The following is a 19,723-nucleotide window of genomic DNA, read 5'->3' as shown; positions in this document are numbered from 1 at the left end:
CAGCACCCCCGTCCACCACGCCAGCACGCGCCACCGGTGCGCCCGCGGGGCCCGGAACAGCGTCGCCAGGACGGAGTCCCGCCAAAGCCTCGCATCCAGCACGAAGGCGACGTACAGGCTCCACGCACTGTGTTGCCTTCCCGGGGGCGCCTCCGGCACCGCCAGGAAGTCGGGGTCCTTCTGCGCGTGCCCCAGATAGGCGTGATGACGCAGGTGCGCGTTTCGATACAGTTCGAAGTCCTCGAACATCGGAACACCACACACCCACGCCGCGACCCGCTGATTCAACGCCTTTCCCTTCAACATGTTTCCATGCGCCGCGTCGTGCAGGCGGTTTCCCAGGGCACGCTGGCGCGACCCCACGATGAGCAGCGCCACGGGCAACACGAACCATGAGACATGGACACACAATGCCCAGGCGCCGAAGATGAGCGCCCACGTCTCGAGAATCTCCAGCATCGCCCGTCCGGGCCTGGGCACCCCCAGCCCCGTGAGCTGCTCCTCGTGGCCCTGCGCCACCAGGTGCTCCCGCAGCTCGCGGACCTCCCGCCCCCTGGGCGCGACAGGATCCGGGTGAGACGCTGTCCTTTCATGTTGGCGCGGTTCGGTTGTCATGATGGATGCAATTCCTGTCGGCACGCCAAGGCGAGGCCGGCCCCATGGCCACGCCCCCGGTCCAACACCTGCTCAGAAATTGAAGCCCAAGAATTGGGAGGGCTTCGCCACTATCTGGTCATTGCGGGACCGTAACAACGACCTCTGACATGCGGGGGTGGGGGGAACCGCCGACGTCTGTCATTGTCGCCAGGAAATCCAACCCTGGCCGTAGGTCGCAGGAAGGTGGTACGCCTCGGGACCTCATTCTGGAGAATCCCATGCACCTGAGTGTTTCCGAGGAGATGGCCCAGCGATTTCCCGACCTTCGCATCAGCTTCGTGGCGGTGCGGGGCATGGACAACACGGGCAACCCTCCGGAAGGGCTGGAGGCGGAGCTGCGTGCCGCGGAGGCGGATTTTCGCGGCCGGGTGCCCGACCTGGCGGCCCTGGCGGCGGACGCTCGCATCGTCGCCTGGCAGGACGCCTACCAGCGCTTCGGCGTCAACCCGAAGAAGTTCCGCCCCAGCGCGGAGGCGCTGCTGCGCCGGGTGGTGAATGGCCATCCGGTCCCGTGGATCAGCCGGGCCGTCAACGCCTACCTCCTCCAGGAGCTCTTCTTCCTCCTGCCGGTGGGGGGCTATGACCTGGGCCGGCTCCAGGGCGACCTGCGCCTGCGCCTGTCACCGGGCGACGAGCCCTTCACCGGCATTGGCAGCCCGGAGCCTGAAGCGACCAGCCCCGGCGAGGTCGTCTACGCGGACGACGCGCGCGTCCTCACCCGCCGTTGGAACTTCCGCGACTGTGACTTCGCCAAGGTGGAGACGACCTCGCGCGACATCATCCTCTTCGCGGAAGCGCCCTCCTCCGCGGTGAAGACGGAAGACCTGCTGCGGCTGGTGGAACAGATTGGCGGGAAGATCCGCGAGCACTGCGGAGGCACCACCGCCACCGGCCTGCTCGACCTGAAGCAGGGTCGCGAGGTGGAGCTCCCCACGCCGTGACGCCCAGGCCCCGCTCAGCCGAGCGGTGACACGAGCAACAGCGACAGAATCTCCCCCGCCACCGCGCGCTTGCTGCCCTCCAGCACGCGGTCCGGTCCGGTGCGGGAGATGACCGTCACCCGGTTCGTGTCCGTGCCGAACCCCGCGCCGGTCGCGGTGACGTCGTTGGCGACGATGGCGTCCAGGCCCTTGCGCTCCAGCTTCTCGCGCGCGTGCTCCACCACCCGCTCCGTCTCCGCCGCGAAGCCCACCAGCACCGGGCGCTTCGCCTTGCCCGCCACCTTGCGCGACGCCTCCAGCAACACGTCCGGCGTGCGCACCATGCGCAGGGACTCCGGGCCCTCGCCCTTCTTCACCTTCTGCGGGGCCCGCACCTCCGGCCGCCAGTCGCTCACCGCCGCCGTGGCGATGAACGCGTCCGCGGACTCCACGCGCGCCAACACCTCGCGCGCCATGTCCTCCGCGCTCACCACGTCCACCACCTCCAGGCCCGTGCGGTCCACCGGTCCCACCGGCCCCAGCACCACCGTCACCGTCGCGCCCAGCGCCCGTGCCTCGTGTGCCAACGCCATGCCCATCTTCCCGGTGGACGGATTGGAGATGAAGCGCACCGGATCCAGGAACTCGCGCGTGGGGCCCGCGGTCACCAGCACCTGCCTGCCCTGGAGCGGCCCGCCGCCCAGCCGCGCCGCCACCGCCGACACGATGGCGCCCACGTCCGCCAGCCGGCCGGAGCCCACGTCGCCGCACGCCAGCATCCCCGCCCCAGGGCCCACGCCCGTGAAGCGCGGATCCGCCAGCAGCGACGCCACGTTCTCCTGCGTCCGGGCGTTGTCCCACATGGCCACGTTCATCGCGGGCGCCAGCACCACCGGCCCCTTGAAGGCGAGCAGCGACGTCGTCACCGCGTCCCCGCCGAAGCCCGCGCGGATCTTCGCCATCAGGTCCGCCGTCGCGGGCGCCACCACGAACGCATCCCCCCAGCGGGCCAGATCCAGGTGGCCGAAGTTCCCCTCCTGCGCCGGGTCGAAGTAGTCCGTCAGCACCGGGTGCCCGCACAACGCCTGGAAGGTGAGCGGGGTGACGAACTGGCGCGCGGCCTCCGTCATGGCCACCCGCACCTCCGCGCCCGCGCGGCCCAACTCCCGCACCAGCTCACAGGCCTTGTACGCCGCGATGCCGCCGCCCACGCCGACGATGACCCGGCGGCCCTTCAATGCCGATGCGTCCATGCGGCTTCATTACGCGCCGGGGCGCCCCGTCGCAACACGACTACCGCAGGGACACGTCCCCCTGGGAGGGCACGTCCACCGTGCGCACCAGGGGGCCCGCCCCCGGCATCTCCGCGTGGAAGAAGCCCCACACCAGCGTGTACCGCCCCGGCGTCAGGCCCTGCACCACCACCCGCTCGCTCATCGGCTGGTAGACGAGCTGCGCGAAGCGCGAACGCAGCAGCTCCGCGGGCGGGTTGCCCACCTGCCCCACCTCGCCCGGCACCACCCACAGCGCCTTGCCCCGCTCCGGCTGGAGCAGCACCGTCAACGACGCCGTGCCCGGCACCGGCCCCAGGTCCAGCGTCATCTCCGTGCCCGCCACCTGCACCACCACCGCCGGCTCACCCGTGCCACCGCGCCCGCCGCCCACCACGAAGCGATAGCTGCCCGGCGACAGGTCCGTGCTGTAGCGGCCATCCGCGCCGGTGATGAGCGACACCGTCTCGCTGCGGTCCGCGTTGAGCCCCTCCACCTGCGAGCCCGCCGCGGGCCGTCCGTCCGCCAGGTACACCCGACCCGTCAGGCGCGTCGCGGTCTTGAGCGTCAGCTGCACCGGCGTCGTGCTCCCGCGCGGCACCTCCTGCGTGCCACTGAGCTTGCCCTTGCGCGCGGACACCGTGAAGCGCGGCACGAACGGGGGGCTCGACAGCGTGAAGGCGCCATCCGGCCCCGACAGCACCGACCCGTCGCACACGTCGCACGTCACCACCGCGTCCGGCACCGCGCCACCCGACGCATCCCGCACCATGCCGGACACCGCCGGCGCCTTCGTCAACACCACGTCACCCATGTCCGTCGTCTTCGACGGGCGGTCCACCACCTGGGGCTCGTAGCCCGCGGCGTCCACCGCGACGATGAGCCGGTCCCCCGCGGTGGACAGCGGCAGCTCGAAGCGCCCGTCCGGGCTGTTCACGTCGTGGTCGTCCACCCGGAAGCGGCGCACCGGTTGTCCGGCGTCGTCCATCACCCGGCCCCGGAACGTCGTGCGCTTGCGCATCTTCACCTGCACCGGCGGCCCGCCCGGCTTGCCCTGCGTCCGCTCCAGGGGCTCGTAGCCCGCGTGGTGCGCGTCCAGCAGGTAGGTGCGGTCCGGCCGCAGCGCGCGGAACTCGAAGCGCCCGCTGGAGTCCGTCTGCGTCGGCTCCGCCATGCGCGGCATCACGTTCAGGTTCGCCCCCACCACCGGCTGGCCGTCCTCGTCCACCACGTCGCCCGCGAGGGACGCGCCCGGCTCCAGGGTCACCGCCACCTGCTGCGTGGCGCCGTCCTGCACCGTCACCGCGGTGGGCCCCGACGCCACGTACTCCGGATGCGACGCCATCAGCGTGTACGTCCCCGGCGGCAGCCCGCGCATGGGCACCACGCCGTCAGGCCCGGAGGGCCGGTCGCTGCGGAAGATGTTCTCCGGATCCGCCCACATCACCACGTCCGCGCCCTCCACCCGCCGGCCCCCGCTGGACACCGTCACGTCCACACCCGCCTTCGCCTCCAGCGACAGCGTCACGTCCGTCGCGGGCGCCGTCGCCTGCACGCTGCCGCCGCCCCACTCGGAGTGGTGCGCGTGCAGCGTGTAGAGCCCCGGCATGGGCACCTGCGCGGAGAAGCGGCCGTCGTTGTCCGCGTTCGTCGTCTCGCCCGTGGGCTGCACCAGGATGGACACGTTCGACGCGGGCCGGCCGTACTCGTCGATGACCTGCCCGGTGATCAGCGTGGCCTTCGCCAGCTCCAGCTCCAGCGCCGTCTCCCCCTGCGCCACCCGCGCGGGAAGCTGCGCCGTCTTGAAGCCCTCCGCCTGGCCCTCCAGCACGTACTCGCCCGGCGCCAGCGGCCCCAGCTCCGCGAGCGCCCCGGTGGGCACCGCGTCGCGGCGGATGAGGTCCCCCGCCACCGTGCGCAGCAGCAGCTGCGGGTTCGGCACCGGCTGGCCCTCTTCGTCCACCACCGTGACGAGCAGCCGGCCCGCCGCCTCCAGCTCCAGCGTCACCTGCGTCACCCGCTTGGACAGCGTGAGCGTCTGGGGCGCGGATCCAAAGCCCGGCGCCTCCGCCGTCACCACCACCTCGTCCGGGTACAGGCCGTTGAAGCGCACCGGCGCGCCCTGCGCTTCGGTGTGCGCCTCGCGCGTCAGGTGGTCGCCTCTCAGGCGCACCGTCGCCACCGCGGGAGCACCATCGCGCGTGACGCGCACCTCCAGCGTGCGCGACGGCGTCAGCTTCAGGCGCAGGGGCTGGGAGTCCGCCTCCACCTGCTGCGCCACCGCGGGCTGGAAGCCCTCCGCGTCCGCGAGCACGTAGAAGGGCCCCTCGCCCAGGCCCGTCAGCAGGAACGCGCCGCCCGCGCCCGCCACCACCTCGAAGGGCAGCGGCACCTTGCGCGACACCGCGCGCACGCGCGCCCCGGGCCTCGGCTGGCCGGAGTCGTCCACCACCGTGCCGGAGATGCTCCGCAGGGCCGGCAGGTACAGATCCACCGGCTCGCCCGGCGCCGCCCGGTTCCTGAGCGCCACGCCCAGCCCCTCCGCGCGCGCCCAGACGGAGAAGGACACGCCCACCAAGTGCTCGAAGCGGAACTTGCCCTGCGCGTCCGTGCGCACCGTGGCGCGCGGCGTGAGGAAGCCCTGCTGCTGTTCGAAGAAGGCCCGCGTGTGCAGCGCCGTCTCATGCGCGGTGCAGGCCAGCAGCGCCAGGCCACACTCGTCGCACCGAACGTCCGCCACCGTCCGCTCCGCCGACGCCGCGAGCGACACCTCCGCGTCCGCCACCGGCCTGCCGCCACCGTCCAGCACGCGCCCGGTGAGCGTCAGCCCCTCCTGCGCGCCCGACGACACCGCCACCGCCTTGAACGCGGGCAGCCCCTGGCGCATCGAGCTGGCGGAGACCGGCGAAGCGGGGCGCACGGCCGGAGCCCCCCACCGGGGTCCCAGCACGACCGCGGCGAGCGCCACCAGCACGGCGGCCACCCCGATGAAGACCCATTTGCGCATGCGTACGCGACCGGGAACCTAACCCACGGCCGGCCCCCCAACGACGGTTTCCCCCGGGAAATTCCGGAGCGTCCTGTCCAGGACGTCCCAGCCCCCGGGAGCGTTCCCGCGTCAGTCTTCCGCGAACGGCTGGATGGCCTGCGCCACGGCCAGTTCCTGCCGCGCCTCGCTCAACTCGGAGTTGGTCGCGCGCAGCCGGTCGCTCAGCACCTGCACGAAGCTCCAGAGCATCTTCACCGCGAGGATGGCCTCGCGCTTCATCAGGCCCATCAGGTCCGAGCGGGCAATCACCATCGTCCGCGTGGGCTCCGTGGCGCGCACCGTGGCGGACCTGGGCGCGTTGTCGATGAGGCCCATCTCCCCGAAGTGGCCGCCCGAGCGCAGCTCCGCGATCTCCACGCCGTTCTTCTCGATGGCCACCCGGCCCCGGATGACGACGAAGAGCTCCTCGCCCGGCTGCCCCTCCACGACGATCTCCCGACCCGCCGGGTAGGTCCGCGTGGTGGCGATGGACAGCACCGCCGTCTGCTCCTTGTACGTGAGGTGGCGGAAGAGCGGGATCTTCCGCAGCGCCTCCATGCGCGACTGCGCCTCGCTCGTCTCCTCGCTGGCCAGGGCCGCGCTGTCGCCGGCGACCTTCACCACCACCGCGGTGATGTTGTCCTTGCCGCCGCGCTCGTTGGCCAGCTCCACCAGCTTGCGCGGCATGTCGCCGGGCTGGAGGTTCGCCACCAGCGGGAGCAGCTCCTCATCCTCCATGTAGCCGTGCAGACCGTCCGAGCAGAGCAGGAACACGTCGCCGGGCATCAGGTCCACGATGAGCGTGTCGACCTGGACCGACTCCTGGATGCCCACCGCGCGGGTGATGACGTTGCGGTACTGCGACGTGGCCGCCTGCTCCTTGGTGATGGTGCCGGCCTTCAGCTGCGCGGCGACCAGCGTGTGATCCTCCGTGAGCCGGTGGCACTGGCTGTGGCGCACCAGGTACACGCGGCTGTCGCCCACGTGGCCGATGACGCCCTTGTTGCCCCCCACCGCCAGGCACACGAACGTCGTGCCCATGCCGCGCTTGGACGCGTCCGTCATGGCCGCGCGGTAGATGTCCGCGCAGGCGCGCTGCACGGCCACTTCCACCAGCGCCGCCGCCGCGGAACGGCTGTCCGCCGTGGGGTTGTTGGCCAGGTCCTTCAGCAGGTGCCGGTTGGCCGCGATGTGCTGCTTGACGACCTCCGTGGCCCGCGCGCTGGCGACCTCACCCGCGGCGTGTCCGCCCATGCCATCGGCGACCATGAACAGGCCGAGCGACGCGTCCACCATCATCGCGTCTTCGTTGTGCTGCCGTTTCCGGCCTACATCGGTCAGCCCGAAGGCTTCTGTGGTCAAGGCCACCGCGAACGCTCCCATCCATGCCTAGAGGGTGACTTCGCACGTTACGCAGGCCGCCGAAGACGTGGCAAGGCTTCAGGACTGCAGGCGCTTCGCCAACAGCCGCACGAAACCCCCGGCCGTGTAGAAGCTGACCTCCACCTGCCCGAAGCGCAGCCGCATCCCGTCCACCACCAACGTCGGTTTGCGAGCCAACAGCCGCTCCCCCACGACGTACGAGCCGTTCTTCGAGCCCGCATCCGTCAGCAGGAACCCCGCATCCCCCGTGTCCCGTGTAAACCACGCGTGAAATCGGGACACACTGCCGTCATCGAGCACGACGTCGTTGTTGCCGGTGCGCCCCACGGTGATGCCCCGGCCGAACGCGTTGCCGGTGGACTTGAGCAGCGGGAAGACGATGGGTTCGTCCTGCCCGAGCGTCGGCGGCCCCGCGTTGGTCACCGTCCGCAGCGGGTAGTCCTCCACGTCGGACGGGGTCACCGTGCCCAGGGCGGGCATGAAGAGCAGGAGGCCCGGGGGAAGGCCCCGCTCGAATTCATCGCGGTTGCGCAGGTAGCGCGTGACGTGGGCACTGAGCAGCTCGACCATGACGTGGGTGGCGGCGCACGGGCGCCCGCACCGGGAGGCCGTTCCGCTCTCATGCCGGCAGTGTACCGCGCCTTTACCGCCAATCCGCGAAAAATCCGAGGCTCACGCCACCCACGAAGTCACGGGCGAAGCTGCGGTTCTTGAGGCCGAACGGCTCCGCGTACCCCAGGGCGAGCCCCACGCCCACGTCACTCAACTGGTAGCCAATCTGGATGCGGCCCTGGACGGCGCCAGCGACGCGCCGGTCCGGAGGCTGGGTGCCGAAGTGGGCGCCGTAGAAGACGGGGCCGCCCGTCACCTGGAAGCCCCAGTGCGCCTGGCCCGGCAGGTGGTTGCGGTAGCCGATGCCCACCTGCGCGGTGTGCTCGTAATAGGAGTTCACCGGGAGGATGAACCCCTCCAGCGCCGTGTCGGGCAGGGACGCCGCCCACCCCACCCCACCCTCCAGGATGACGGCCCACGCGTCCTTGCGCTCCTGGAAGAAGGTGAACTCCCACTGCAGGTGCAGGTGCGGGATGACGGCGCCGTTGCTCAGCTGCGTGCCCAGGAAGACGCCCCGGGGCAGCCACGCCGGCGTGGGGGACCGGTGGTACAGCTCGTCCGGCTTGCGCGACTGCGCGTGCGCGGTGGAAACCAGGGCAAGCGAAATAACCAGCAATACACGGACGTTGCGGAGCATGGGGTCTCTTTCCCCCATGGCAGCGCGCACTTGTCAACGAAGTGTTCCGTTCGCTATGACACGTCGCGCCCTCCGGACGGGTGATGCGTCGGCCCCTGCCGACGTTCGTCGCGGGAGAGGCCATTGGGAGCACGACACCGCATGCCTGTCGTCACGGTCCGGGCCGGAAGCAAAGCAGGTCCGGCGCAGCTCGACGCCCTGGTTCGCAAGGTCACCCAGAAGACGTCGGGTCTGCTGGAGGAGAATGACCGCGTGCTGGTGGTCTACAGCGAGGGGCACGCCAGCCTCTACTACGAGGGTGCGCCCCCCTCGCGCGTCGTCACGCCGCGCCCCGTCTGAGGGCCCGTCGCGTCACCCGCTTCACTCGTCGGAGCCCAACCTGCGGGCCCGCCGGAAGAGCTCCGGTGGGTCGCGGTCCACGGCGGCGATGAGGCTTGGTCCCAGCAGCTCGTAGGTCTCCGTCTCGATGGGCCCCCGGCCCGGCGCTTCCAGGCCGTCGAAGTTGCCCACGCGGTAGCGCGCGGCGAAGACGAAGTGGAAGTCCGGTGGCGCGAAGAGGTGCTCCGGGTCCCCCGCCGGGTGGATGTCCATGGCCCAGCGCGCTTCGAAGGACGGGGGATGGATGCCCCGCTCCACCTGCTCCATGTGCTCGCGCGTGTAGAGGCCGGTCCACTCCTGGAGCGTCGCGCCCACCTCGAAGGGGACGTGCGGGTGGAAGCGGTAGCAGGGGTGCTGCGGCTCCAACGCGTAGAGCCAGCCCCCCGGCGGCGTGAGTTCGCGGAAGACGGCGAGCATCTTCTCCGACAGTTCGCGGTAGAGCAGCAGCCGCGCGTCGTGCTCCAGGCGGAAGAAGGCATCCTCGACGACGAAGCGCACGCTGCCCAGCTCCGGTGAGGGCCAGGGATGGTCCAATGCGTGACGTTCCGCATCGCCCGAAAGCGGCATCCAGGCTTCACGTTCAGGATTGAGTTTGAACACGGCGCCCCCCCGGCGTCACGAAGTCCCGGATATCGCGCGCATCCCGGGTCTCCTGCAAGCACCCCACAGGGCGGACCAGGACGTGTGCATGGCATCCGACGCCCACCGGGACGCGGGGAGGAGACAGACGACAGCGGAGCGGCGAAAGGTGTCGCGCGGTGGACGCCCAATGGGAAGGGAGGTGCGGCGGGTCCAGGTGGACCGCGCGCCTGTCATTGCGCGCATTCATCCGACAAGGCAGACACACCCCGGAGCTTTTTCACACTCGAGACACACGTTCAGGGCACCGGGACCTGAGTGCCCTCGAACGCATAGGCGAAGGTTCCCAGCCGGGTGCCCCGGGCATCCGCGAAGTCCGGGGACGAGCCCTGCCAGACATCGCCCGAATAGGAGAGCTTCAGACGTCCGCTCTCGATGCGGCCCGAGCCGAGCCGGAACTCCAACCACACGTTCTCCCCCAGCTCCTCCGGCGCGTAGCACACGAGGGCCTGATCAGGGCGCACGTCCCGCAGCTCCTCGTACGCGACGAGCTGGCCATTCGCGTCAGGCTCGCGGAGGTCCGCGACGTACCTGGCGGACACGGTGCACCGGGTAGCGTTCTGGATGAGGACCGCCTGCCCTTCTTCGTAGACGTTGAAGGCGACACGCATCGGCCCTTCCATGTGCCGCGGCCCGGAGGGGAGCTGGAAGACCATCGCGTAGCTCCCTTCGTACCGGCGACCCATGAAGTCCGGGCCACACGCGGTCAGCGCCACCGCCACCAGCAAGAGGCGCGTCATCCACGGCAGGGGGCGTCGGACTTCGGGTGGTGCGTGCGGCATGGCGTCCTTCCTGGGGATGGATTGCGTCTGGGTTCAAGAAGGGTCTTCCCAGAATCAGCCGTCAAAAGAAAGCAGGGACGGTGAAGTCCAGACGCTGACCGGTGTGGGGATGCATGAAGACAAGCGCCTCTGAATGGAGCATCAACCGCGTGTCCTCGCGGCCGAAGCGTGCGTCTCCGACGATGGGCGTCCCCAATCCCAGACGGTGCGCGGCATGGATGCGCGTCTGGAACGGATGCCGGGTCACCGGAACCCACGCCACCCGCGTCCTTCCATCACCTCGCTCCAGGACCTTCCACGCGCTCACCGCCCGCTTGCCGTGAACCCGGTCGACGCAGTCCTCCAACGGAGCGTGGGATGTTCCGCGCAGGGGCAGCTCGATGAGGCCGGACTCCCCCATCACGGCCCCTTCGACCCACGAAACCTGACGGTGCTCCGCCTCGCGGCGCGCGAACTGTCGCAGGAGCGCGGCCCGGGTCACTTCGTCCCGTGCCATCACCAGGAGGCCGGAGACCTTTCGCTCCAGGTCCTGGAGGACGTCCGCACCGCTCAGGGTCGGGAAGCGCGGCTGGAGCCGGACGAGCACCGAGTCGCGCGCGGGTGCATGGCGCTCGGGCACGGTGGGCAGGCCCACGGGCTTGTCGACCACGAGGAGCCACGGGTCCTCATGCAGGATGCGAGGGTCTTCGATGATGGCGGCCATCCGGGGCGCGGGCTCCACCGCCATTCCTTGCATCATGTACGGCAGGACGACGCCGCATTTGCTGTCACACGCGGGGTAGTAGGCACCGGACTCGCGACGACCGTCGAGCGGCGGCGCGCCCCACCAGAACTCCGCCAGGGCCAGGGGCTTCAGGTGGTGGCGAAAGGCATGCGCCAGCAGCTTGGGTGCCGCGCAGTCCCCGGCCCCGCCTGGGGGTGGCCGGGGCGCGAAGAGGACCGCCACTGTCTGGCTTTCACCCCGGGCATTCGGAATCACATAACTGAGCGCCATCTGCCGCCAGAGCGCCCGGGAGCGTTCGGCGCGCTGGTGTTCCACCTCGGCCAGCGCCGCGAGCCTCCCTTCCGTGGGCTCCGCCTGCGCGTCGCGGAGCAACGTCGCATGCCGCTGTCCCAGCGCGGCCAGCTCCGCCTCTCCCGCAGGCCAGAAGGCTTCGCGCGCGACCGGGTCGAACAGCGGCGGAACGAAGCCCTCCACGTTCCAGGCGCCCCCCAGCATTCCGGAGAACGCGCTCAGGAAGCCCACGCGTCCGCCCGGCTCCGCGACGACCAGCACCCCGAACATCTTCCCGCCGCCGGGCTGCTCCAATGCCTCCCACCGCTCGCGTCGCAGCCGCTGCTGGAGCGCCTCCGCCGCCTTGCGCGCCAGGGGGCCCGGCGGCCCTGGGGCGAAGGGGCTCGCCAGTCGCGGGGGCACGTCTCCGGCAGAGGGAGGCCCGTCGAAGAAGGTCATGAAGGAGGAGGCCCGCACCACGCGCACCGGAGTATCAGCCTTCCGCGCGTGGTGCGGAGGGAAGCTCCAGCACCACCCGGGCGCCCTGGCCCCATGCCGGGTCCACGTAGGCCTGGCCGCCATGACGCCGCGCGACCTCCCGGACGATGGCCAGCCCCAGCCCCGCGCCGGGCCGGCCCTCCGCGCCCGCCACCCGATGGAACGGTGCGAACACCGCCTCGCGCTCCGAAACCGGAATGCCCAGGCCTGCATCCGTGACCGCCACCCGGTAGCGCTCCCCCTCCAATGACAGCCGCACGTGGATCTCTCCACCCTCGGGCGAGAACTTGAGGGCATTGCTCAGCAGGTTGTCCACCGCCTGCCGCAAACTTCCCGCGTCGAACCAGGCCTCCGCCAACGCCGGGGCCTCCAGGTGGACGAGCATCCCGCGCCGTTCGGCTTCCGCGCGGGCACCCTCCACCGCCTGGGACACCACCTCCCGCAGGTCGCCCTTCTTCCGGTCCCACGAGCCCCGCCCCGCCGAGGCCATGTCCAGCAGCGTGTCCGCCAGCACCGCCAGCCGGTCCACCTCCGCGCGCGCATCCCGGAGCGAGGCGCGCAGCTCGTCGGGACTCCGCTCGCGCCGCAGCGCCAGGTCCATGCTGGTGCGCATGAGGGCCAGCGGCGTGCGCAGCTCGTGCGCCGCGTCCGCGACCAGCCGCTCCTGGGCCTCGCGCGCACCGCGCACCCGCGCCGTGGCCTCCGCGAGCGCCGCGCTGAGCTGGCCGATTTCATCCTTCCCCGCGTCCACCTCCATGGGGGACGCGAGGTCGCCTTCGCGAAGCTTCCCCAGGTTCAGGGTGATGGCCTCCAGACGCCGCGCCATCCGTCGCGCCAGGGTCGTCTGCACGCCCAGCAGCACCACCCCCATCACCGCCGCCATCGAGAACGCCAGACGGAAATACGAGTCCACCGAGCGGTCCACCTGCCCCAGCGACGCCAGCAGCCGCAGCCCGTACCGCTCCCCATGCGGCGAGCGCACGTTCACCATCACCTCGCGCCAGCGGTTGCCGTCGGCGGACACCTCCGTGACGAGGACCGGCTCTCCGTCGCGGCTGTCGGGCACCCGGGGCGGCTCCTCGGGAGCGCCTTCGGGCACCGGCGGATAGCGCATCACCAGTTGCCCGTCGGCTTGATACAGATAGCCCTGCGGCGCGAAGGGCCGCACCTGCTCCACCAGCGGCGAGACGGCCATGTGCAGGTGCACCTTCTGCCCGGGCCCGTCGAAGAGGCTCACGCTCTCCACCGCCGCCTGGGCCAGCAGCGCGCGATCCAACGCGCGCTCCAGGTCCACGCGGAAGAGCTGTCCCGCCACGACCAGGGCACCCAGCGCGGCCAGCGCGGGCACCAGCGCCCCGTGCAACCACAGACGCCTCGTCAGCTTCACTCCGCGCGCCCTCCCGGCGAGGCCACCATCAGCTTGTAGCCCACGCCGCGCACGGAGCGCAGGGTCACGTTCGTGGCCTCCAGCCGCTCCAGCTTCGTGCGCAGGTAGCCCACGTACACGTCCAGCACGTTGGCGCTGCCGTGGAAGTCCGGCCCCCACGTCTGTTCCATCAACCGCGCGCGCGTCCGCGCCTCCCCGGGGTGGCGGGCCAGCGCGCTGAAGAGCGCGAACTCCCGCGCGGTGAGCGACTCCTCCCGCGAACCGATGCGCAGCACCCGTCGCCCCGGATCCAGCACCAGCTCACCCAGCCGCACCACGCCGTCCTTCGCCTCGCCCCGGCGCCGCAGGACCTCCAGGCGGGCCAGCAATTCCTCGAAGTCGAAGGGCTTCACCAAGTAGTCGTCCGCGCCCGAGCGCAGCCCCAGCACCTTGTCCGCCGTGGTGCCCCGCGCCGTCAGCATCAGCACCGGGGTGCGCACGCCCGCGTCCCGCCAGCCCCGGAGCAACGTCATGCCTTCCATGTCCGGCAGCGACCAGTCGAGGACGATGACCTCGTAGTCCTCGGGAGCCCCCACCGCCAGGGCCTCGCTGCCGCGCGCGCAGACGTCCAGCGTGTGGCCCTCCTCCTCCAGTCCGCGCCGGAGCAGCGCCACCATCTTCGCTTCGTCCTCGACGAGCAGGAGCCTCATCCGCCGCACCGCCTCCTCGAACCGTGCCATGGGGATCCGCGGCGCGTGGAGTGTTTCACGGCGCACCGCGCCATGGCCAGCGCATCGCCCCTCGTGCGACGGCCCGGACAGGCCGTCGCGTCGCACGTTCGTCGAAGACGGCGGGGACGAAGGCGTGCAACGTGCGAACTCCCTTCATTCGCAAGGAGCAGCCCGGATGGCGTCTTCCCCTTCCACGCGTGTCCACGCCGAAGCCGTCGACTACACCGACGGTGAGACCGTCTGCGAGGGCTACGTCGCCCATGAGGCGTCGCATGAAGCCAGACGGCCCTGCGTCCTGATTGCCCATGCCTGGGACGGGCAGAACATGTTCATGCGCGCCATGGCGGAGCGGTACGCGGAAGAAGGCTACGTCGGGTTCGCGCTCGACGTGTATGGCAAGGGCGTCCGTGGCGAGGTGACGGGGGACAACTCGCACCTCATGGGGCCCTTCATCGAGGACCGGGCCCTCTTGCGCCGCCGCATGCTCGCGGGCCTGGAGGCCGCGAGGCGCCACCCCCGGGTGGATCCCCAGCGCATCGCGGTGCTCGGCTATTGCTTCGGAGGACTCTGCGCGCTCGACCTGGCACGCAGCGCGCCGGAGGGCCTGAAGGGCGCGGTGAGCATCCATGGGGTGCTCCAGGCTCCGGGGCTCGGGCCCCAGCCGCCCATCACCGCGAGCGTCCTGCTGCTGCACGGCTGGGAGGATCCGGTCGCGCGGCCCGACGCCGTGCTGGCCATCGCCCGCGAGCTGACCCAAGCGGGCGCGGACTGGCAGCTCCAGGCCTACGGCCATGCGATGCACGCCTTCACCTTCGAGGGCGCGAACAACCCGCAGGCGGGCATCCTCTACCACCCCGTCGCGGCCCGGCGCGCGGAGGCCGCGCTGCGGGACTTCCTGGCGCAGGTCCTGGGCAACGTCACCCCGCGCACGTGACGTCGCCACCACGGTCCGCGCACGGAGGCGGAAGTCGTGGGCCTGAGGCAAGCTGGGCACCCGGGGCCGAGCCCAGGCTCCAGGATGACGGGTCCCCTGCCCGGCGTTCAGCCCCAGGAAACGGGAGGTCCTTCGTGACGGTCGACGTGGTGCAGACGCTTTCGAGGGTGTTGCCGGCGGAGTCGCTCGTCACCGACCCGGACGTGCTCGAGGCGCACCGGAACGACCAGGCGGAGTGGGCGCCGTCGGGGATGCCCTCCGTGCTCGTGCGGCCCGCCTCCACCTCCCAGGTCCAGACCGTGCTCAACGTGGCGCGGACGCTCCGGGTGCCGGTGGTGGCCCGGGGCGCGGGCTCCGGGCTGTCGGGCGGCGCGAACGCCAGCGCGGGCTGCATCGTCCTCTCCCTCCTGCGGATGAACCGGGTGCTGGAAGTGGACCGGCGCGGCATGCTGGCCGTCGTCCAGCCCGGCGCGCTCAATGCCGCGGTGAAGGCCGCCGCCGCGGAACAGGGGCTCTGGTACGCGCCGGATCCCGCGAGCTGGGAGTTCTCCACCATTGGCGGCAACCTCGCGACCAACGCGGGTGGCCTGTGCTGCGTGAAGTACGGCGTGACGGGGGACGCGGTGCTGGGGCTGGAGGTGGTGCTCGCGGATAGCTCCGTCGTGCGCACCGGCGGACGCACGGTGAAGAACGTGGCGGGGTACGATCTCACGCGGCTCTTCGTCGGCTCGGAAGGCACGCTGGGCATCATCACGGAAGCCACGCTGCGCCTGCGTCCCCGGCCGCCGAAGGCGACCACGCTGCTGGCCACCTTCCCCACGCTCGTGGGGGCGGGCACGGCCGTCTCCGACATCATGGGGACGACCCGACCGTCGCTGCTGGAGTTGATGGACCGCACCACCGTGCGCGCCGTCGAGTCCTGGAAGCCCATGGGCCTGGACGTCACGGCCGCGGCCCTGTTGCTGGCCCGCTCCGACGCGGGAGGCGCGCAGGGTGAGGAGGAGATCGGCCTGATGGCGGCGGCCTGCGAGCGGGCCGGGGCCACCTTCGTGATGAACACCACCGACGAGGCCGAGGGCGAGCTGCTCATGGGCGCGCGGCGCTTCGCCTTTCCGGCGCTGGAGCAGCAGGGCGCGACGCTGCTGGACGACGTGGGCGTGCCCATCTCCCGCATCCCGGAGCTGCTCGCGGCGGTGGAGCGCATCGCGGATCAGCGCGGGGTCCTCATCGGGACGTTCGGCCACGCGGGCGACGGGAACATGCACCCCACCGTCGTCTTCGACCGGAACGACCTGGACGCGATGACGCGGGCGAAGCAGGCGTTCGACGACATCCTGCACGCGGCCCTGGACCTGGGGGGCACCATCACCGGTGAGCACGGCGTGGGTTCACTCAAGCGCGGGTTCCTGCCCGCCCAGCTGGGTTCGGAGACCCTTCACCTGCACCGCACCCTCAAGGGAGCGCTCGATCCGCTGGGAATCCTCAACCCGGGCAAGCTGCTCTGAGCGGTGAATCCCGCTGTGATTCCAGCAGGTTGAGGGCGGGCAGCGGAAAAATAAAGGACGTGTCGATCTCCCGGACGCAGGTTCGTCGTGTGGATGAAGGCGACGTTCCACCCTCTTCCGAAGGAAACGCACCATGGCCACCAAGATCTTCGTCAACCTGCCCGTCCAGTCGCTCGACCGCGCGGTCGGTTTCTTCACGAAGCTGGGCTACACGTTCAACCCCCAGTTCACCGACGCCAACGCCACCTGCATGATCATCTCCGAGGACATCTACGCGATGTTGCTCGTGAGGGACTTCTTCAAGACCTTCACCACGAAGGAGGTCGCGGACGCGACGAAGGTGACCGAGGCCATCATCGCCCTCACCGCGGAGAGCCGGGCCGCCGTCGATGCGCTCATGGAGAAGGCCCTGGCGGCGGGCGCCAAGGAGCTGAAGAGCATGGACCAGGGCTTCATGTACCAGCGCAGCTACCAGGACCTGGACGGCCACCAGTGGGAGCTCTTCTGGATGGATCCCGCCGCCATCAAGTAGGCCCTGCCGTTGAGTCAGAGCGAGCGCTTCATGCCTTCATGGCTCGCCTCGAAGCCCAGCCGCGCATAGAAGCGATGGGCCTCGAGGCGGCGCTTGTCGGTGGTGAGCTGCATCAGGCCACAGCCGCGAGCCCGGGCGCGCTCCACCGCGTCCTGCATCAACCGCTCCCCGATGCGCTGTCCCCGCAGGTCCGAGCGCACGCGCACGGCCTCCACCAGCGCCCGCCGCATCCCGCCCCGGCTCAGGCCCGGGATGTACGTGAGCTGGAGGGTGGCGATGACTTCACCCTCGCGCACGCCGACGATGAGCTCGTTGTTCGGGTCGGCGGTGATGTCGTCGAAGGCCGCGCGCACCGCGTGCACGGGCTCCTCGAAGTAGCCCGTGCGCGAGCGGGCGATGGCGTCATCCGCGAGCAGCGCGAGGATGACGGGCAGGTCTGCATCCGTGGCGAGGCGGAAGGTGATGGGGACCATGGTCCCCGAGCCTGCCCTAGCGCGTCTTGTCCTGGTAGAGCTTCACCAGCGCGTTGATGCGCCGGCCGCTGGGGTCCTCCTGTCGAGGGTCGGCGATGACGAGCACCCACTTGCCGGAGACCACCGCGGAGCCCACGGCGTCACCGACGAGCGACCACGCGGCGGCCTGGGCCTGGTCGGCCTTCGCCGCGCTGTCGAAGGAGCACAGCGTGGCTTCCAGGCCGCTCACCTTGCCGGCCTTGCATTTGCCGCCCGGCAACTTCTCCCCGACGTCGGTGAAGCCGGAAGGGGCCTCGCCCTCCGCCTTCCACGCATCGAGGATGTCGTCGGCATCGCGGGAGCAGCCCGCGAGCACCAGGGCCATCAGCGGAAGGAGCGTGCGCCGCATGGTCAGTCCCGCCCCTTGGACTTCTTGTGCTTGTCGTGTTTGCCGTGGTGCTTGCCGTGGTCGTGGTGGTCGTCGTGATGCTCGTGCACGACGCGCTCCTCCCGGATGATGACCACCTCCCGCGCGGGCGGGGGCGGGCGCGGGTACGGCTCGCCGACGCGAACCTCGACCCGGGGCACGGGGAGGTTCAATCCCACCTGGATGATGGGGCCGTGGTACTGCGGCGGCGGGGCCACCGTCACCACCGGACGCGGGCTCTCCCAGCCCCGGTAGACCGTGTTGACGCGTCCCCGCCTCGGGCTGTCGCGCCTGTATTCGTCGGGGTAGTCGCCCGCGTAGTAGTGGACGTCCTCGCGGTCCACGAACTCCTGGCGCGGCGGTGGCGCATAGGCGTGGTAGTGCGGCCCGTCGTGGTAGCAGTACTCCACCACGTCCACGTCGACCTGGATGTACACGTTGAGCACCACCGGGTGGTGCCCGTAGTAGGCGTGCCGGGGACCCTCGTAGCCGAAGGGCGTGGGGTCTCCGATGAAGACGTGGACGTCGTCACGCGTGCGGTAGAGCGTCTCGCCGTACAGCGGCGCGGCGGTGTGCACGTGCATCGTCTCGATGTGGCACAGGCCGTCCGCGGGCTTGCCGGTGCGCGGATGCATGCCCGCGTGCTTCCACGGCTTCGCCTCCGCGACACTTCCGGTGACGAGCAGCAGGACGGCGCCAAGGCCGGCCAGGGGCAGTCGTGACATGGGGGAAATCCTTCCTGAAAAGCAGGCTTCCCCCCTCTGACCCGGGCCAGCTCACTCCGGCCACATCCCGGGGGACGATTTCTGGCGCCGTCGGCGCGGCGGCCGCGAACCCGCCCCGGGACGCCCCCTTCAGGCCCCACATTCCAGCCACCTTGTTATCGTGCGCGCGCCATGAACGAGCCCACCTCCGCCTCGGACCCACGCATCGGCTCGGTGTTGCAGGGGCGCTACCGCATCATCGAGCGACTCGCGGCGGGGGGCATGGGCATTGTCTACCGGGGCGAGCGGCTGGAGGTGGGCAAGTCCGTCGCCATCAAGTTCCTCCACGCCTGGGCGGCGCGGGAGGAGGACTTCCGCAAGCGCTTCCAGGTGGAGGCGCGCGCGATGAGCCGCCTCACCCATCCGTGCTGCGTGTCGGTGATGGACTTCGGCGTGGATCAGGAGTCGCCGTACATGGTGATGGACTTCGTCACCGGAGACACGCTGCGGGGGCTGCTGCGCGAGGGCCCGCTGCCGTTGCCCCGGGCCCTGGGCGCCCTGCGGCAGGTGCTCGCCGGCCTGGCCCACGCACATGAGCAGGGCATCATCCACCGGGACATCAAGCCCGAGAACATCATCGTCACGCACGCGGTCGGGCTCGGGGAGCAGGTGCGCATCCTCGACTTCGGGCTCGCGAAGCTGCGCGACGAGGTGACGGGCATCACCTCCGGGATGATGCTCGGGACGCCGGCCTACATGGCTCCGGAGCAGATCCATGGCGAGCCGGTGGGTCCTCCCACGGACCTCTACGCAGCGGGCGTGCTGCTCTTCGAGTTGCTCACGGGCAAGAAGCCCTTCTCCGCGACGGGCAACGCGGAGCTCTTGCGCATGCACCGCGAGGTGACGCCGCCGCTGCTGCGCGCCGTGGCCCCCGAAGCCGGCTTCCGCGCGGAACTCGAAGCGGCGCTCGCGAAGGCGATGGCGAAGTCACCGACGGAGCGCTTCCAATCCGCCACGGAGTTCCTGGCCGCGCTCGACGGGGCCGGGCCGGGGCCGGCGATGACCTACGAGGCGCCTTCGGCCGGCGACACACCGACGCTGCCCCTCCCGGCTGCCCACACGCCGGCACGTCCCAGCCAGGAAGCGCTCGCGACCCGGAACGGCCGGGCACGCCCCCGCGTGACGCCGACGGACCTTCCGGCCGAAGCCCCTGCTCCCTCCGTCCATGTCCCATCCCCCGTCTCCCGGGGTCGCTCGCGAAGGACGCTGATGG

General features: G+C 70.9%; 20 protein-coding genes. 6 read left to right on the top strand and 14 right to left on the bottom strand.

The window, feature by feature from the left end:
• Positions 1-615: fatty acid desaturase (locus D7X74_RS25465; protein WP_199741891.1), on the bottom strand; the 615-nt coding region annotated here is incomplete at its 3' end.
• A 260-nt stretch (positions 616-875) separates the two neighbouring features.
• On the opposite strand from D7X74_RS25465, the gene D7X74_RS25460 reads away from it, so the two are divergent.
• Complete coding sequence (locus D7X74_RS25460) at positions 876-1,598, top strand: B3/4 domain-containing protein (RefSeq protein WP_158622292.1); 723 nt, start codon at positions 876-878, stop codon at positions 1,596-1,598.
• 14 nt (positions 1,599-1,612) lie between these two features.
• Here the strand turns inward: D7X74_RS25460 and coaBC are convergent, their stop codons facing one another.
• The 5 genes from coaBC to D7X74_RS25435 all read right to left on the bottom strand — a co-directional run bounded on the left by coaBC (position 1,613) and on the right by D7X74_RS25435 (position 8,508).
• Positions 1,613-2,830, bottom strand: a complete 1,218-nt coding sequence (gene coaBC / locus D7X74_RS25455; protein WP_120535597.1) for a bifunctional phosphopantothenoylcysteine decarboxylase/phosphopantothenate--cysteine ligase CoaBC — start codon at positions 2,828-2,830, stop codon at positions 1,613-1,615.
• Between the two features lie 40 nt (positions 2,831-2,870).
• Entirely contained in the window at positions 2,871-5,855 is a 2,985-nt protein-coding gene (locus D7X74_RS25450; RefSeq protein WP_120535596.1) for a carboxypeptidase-like regulatory domain-containing protein, read from the bottom strand.
• 111 nt (positions 5,856-5,966) lie between these two features.
• Complete coding sequence (locus D7X74_RS25445; RefSeq protein ID WP_120535595.1) at positions 5,967-7,259, bottom strand: Stp1/IreP family PP2C-type Ser/Thr phosphatase; 1,293 nt, start codon at positions 7,257-7,259, stop codon at positions 5,967-5,969.
• Between the two features lie 57 nt (positions 7,260-7,316).
• Positions 7,317-7,829: an FHA domain-containing protein gene (locus tag D7X74_RS25440; protein ID WP_120535594.1), complete on the bottom strand. Its 513-nt coding sequence runs from the start codon at positions 7,827-7,829 to the stop codon at positions 7,317-7,319.
• Positions 7,830-7,902: 73 nt separating this feature from the next.
• Positions 7,903-8,508 carry a hypothetical protein gene (locus D7X74_RS25435; RefSeq protein ID WP_120535593.1) on the bottom strand — a complete coding sequence of 202 codons (606 nt, stop codon included), beginning with the start codon at positions 8,506-8,508 and terminating at the stop codon, positions 7,903-7,905.
• A gap of 141 nt (positions 8,509-8,649) precedes the next feature.
• Here D7X74_RS25435 and D7X74_RS25430 point away from each other — a divergent pair, with 141 nt between their 5' ends.
• Positions 8,650-8,847, top strand: a complete 198-nt coding sequence (locus tag D7X74_RS25430; protein WP_120535592.1) for a hypothetical protein — start codon at positions 8,650-8,652, stop codon at positions 8,845-8,847.
• 21 nt (positions 8,848-8,868) lie between these two features.
• On the opposite strand, the gene D7X74_RS25425 is transcribed toward D7X74_RS25430, so the two are convergent.
• From D7X74_RS25425 to D7X74_RS25405, 5 genes are all read right to left on the bottom strand, one after another.
• Positions 8,869-9,420: a DUF2716 domain-containing protein gene (locus D7X74_RS25425; RefSeq protein WP_158620477.1), complete on the bottom strand. Its 552-nt coding sequence runs from the start codon at positions 9,418-9,420 to the stop codon at positions 8,869-8,871.
• A 344-nt stretch (positions 9,421-9,764) separates the two neighbouring features.
• A complete protein-coding gene (locus D7X74_RS25420; RefSeq protein ID WP_147446674.1) occupies positions 9,765-10,307 on the bottom strand; it encodes a hypothetical protein in 543 nt (180 codons plus the stop codon).
• Positions 10,308-10,368: 61 nt separating this feature from the next.
• Positions 10,369-11,760: an RluA family pseudouridine synthase gene (locus tag D7X74_RS25415; protein WP_120535600.1), complete on the bottom strand. Its 1,392-nt coding sequence runs from the start codon at positions 11,758-11,760 to the stop codon at positions 10,369-10,371.
• A gap of 34 nt (positions 11,761-11,794) precedes the next feature.
• Positions 11,795-13,186, bottom strand: coding sequence for a HAMP domain-containing sensor histidine kinase (locus D7X74_RS25410; protein WP_120535589.1), 1,392 nt, complete (start codon positions 13,184-13,186; stop codon positions 11,795-11,797).
• The gene (locus D7X74_RS25405; protein ID WP_120535599.1) at positions 13,183-13,875 is read right to left on the bottom strand and encodes a response regulator transcription factor; all 693 of its coding nucleotides are present in this window, start codon (positions 13,873-13,875) and stop codon (positions 13,183-13,185) included. The genes D7X74_RS25410 and D7X74_RS25405 overlap by 4 nt, the downstream gene beginning before the upstream one ends.
• A gap of 196 nt (positions 13,876-14,071) precedes the next feature.
• On the opposite strand from D7X74_RS25405, the gene D7X74_RS25400 reads away from it, so the two are divergent.
• From D7X74_RS25400 to D7X74_RS25390, 3 genes are all read left to right on the top strand, one after another.
• Positions 14,072-14,830, top strand: a complete 759-nt coding sequence (locus D7X74_RS25400; protein WP_120535588.1) for a dienelactone hydrolase family protein — start codon at positions 14,072-14,074, stop codon at positions 14,828-14,830.
• Positions 14,831-14,964: 134 nt separating this feature from the next.
• Positions 14,965-16,335, top strand: coding sequence for an FAD-binding oxidoreductase (locus D7X74_RS25395; RefSeq protein ID WP_120535587.1), 1,371 nt, complete (start codon positions 14,965-14,967; stop codon positions 16,333-16,335).
• A 133-nt stretch (positions 16,336-16,468) separates the two neighbouring features.
• Positions 16,469-16,867 carry a VOC family protein gene (locus D7X74_RS25390; RefSeq protein ID WP_120535586.1) on the top strand — a complete coding sequence of 133 codons (399 nt, stop codon included), beginning with the start codon at positions 16,469-16,471 and terminating at the stop codon, positions 16,865-16,867.
• A gap of 14 nt (positions 16,868-16,881) precedes the next feature.
• On the opposite strand, the gene D7X74_RS25385 is transcribed toward D7X74_RS25390, so the two are convergent.
• Genes D7X74_RS25385 through D7X74_RS45090 form a run of 3 tightly spaced genes read right to left on the bottom strand, consistent with a single transcriptional unit; the run spans position 16,882 to position 18,471 of the window.
• Positions 16,882-17,340, bottom strand: a complete 459-nt coding sequence (locus tag D7X74_RS25385) for a GNAT family N-acetyltransferase (protein WP_120535585.1) — start codon at positions 17,338-17,340, stop codon at positions 16,882-16,884.
• Between the two features lie 16 nt (positions 17,341-17,356).
• On the bottom strand, positions 17,357-17,728 hold the full coding sequence (locus tag D7X74_RS25380; protein ID WP_120535584.1) for a hypothetical protein: 372 nt from the start codon (positions 17,726-17,728) through the stop codon (positions 17,357-17,359).
• Positions 17,729-17,730: 2 nt separating this feature from the next.
• A complete protein-coding gene (locus D7X74_RS45090; RefSeq protein ID WP_120535583.1) occupies positions 17,731-18,471 on the bottom strand; it encodes a hypothetical protein in 741 nt (246 codons plus the stop codon).
• A gap of 171 nt (positions 18,472-18,642) precedes the next feature.
• On the opposite strand from D7X74_RS45090, the gene D7X74_RS25370 reads away from it, so the two are divergent.
• Positions 18,643-19,723: serine/threonine-protein kinase (locus D7X74_RS25370; RefSeq protein WP_147446673.1), on the top strand; the 1,081-nt coding region annotated here is incomplete at its 3' end.

Origin of the sequence: Corallococcus sp. CA047B, from assembly GCF_003612065.1 — a bacterium.
Lineage (GTDB): Bacteria > Myxococcota > Myxococcia > Myxococcales > Myxococcaceae > Corallococcus > Corallococcus praedator.
Note: the sequence above shows the minus strand (reverse complement) of the source record. Positions and strands in the feature narration are given on the sequence as shown.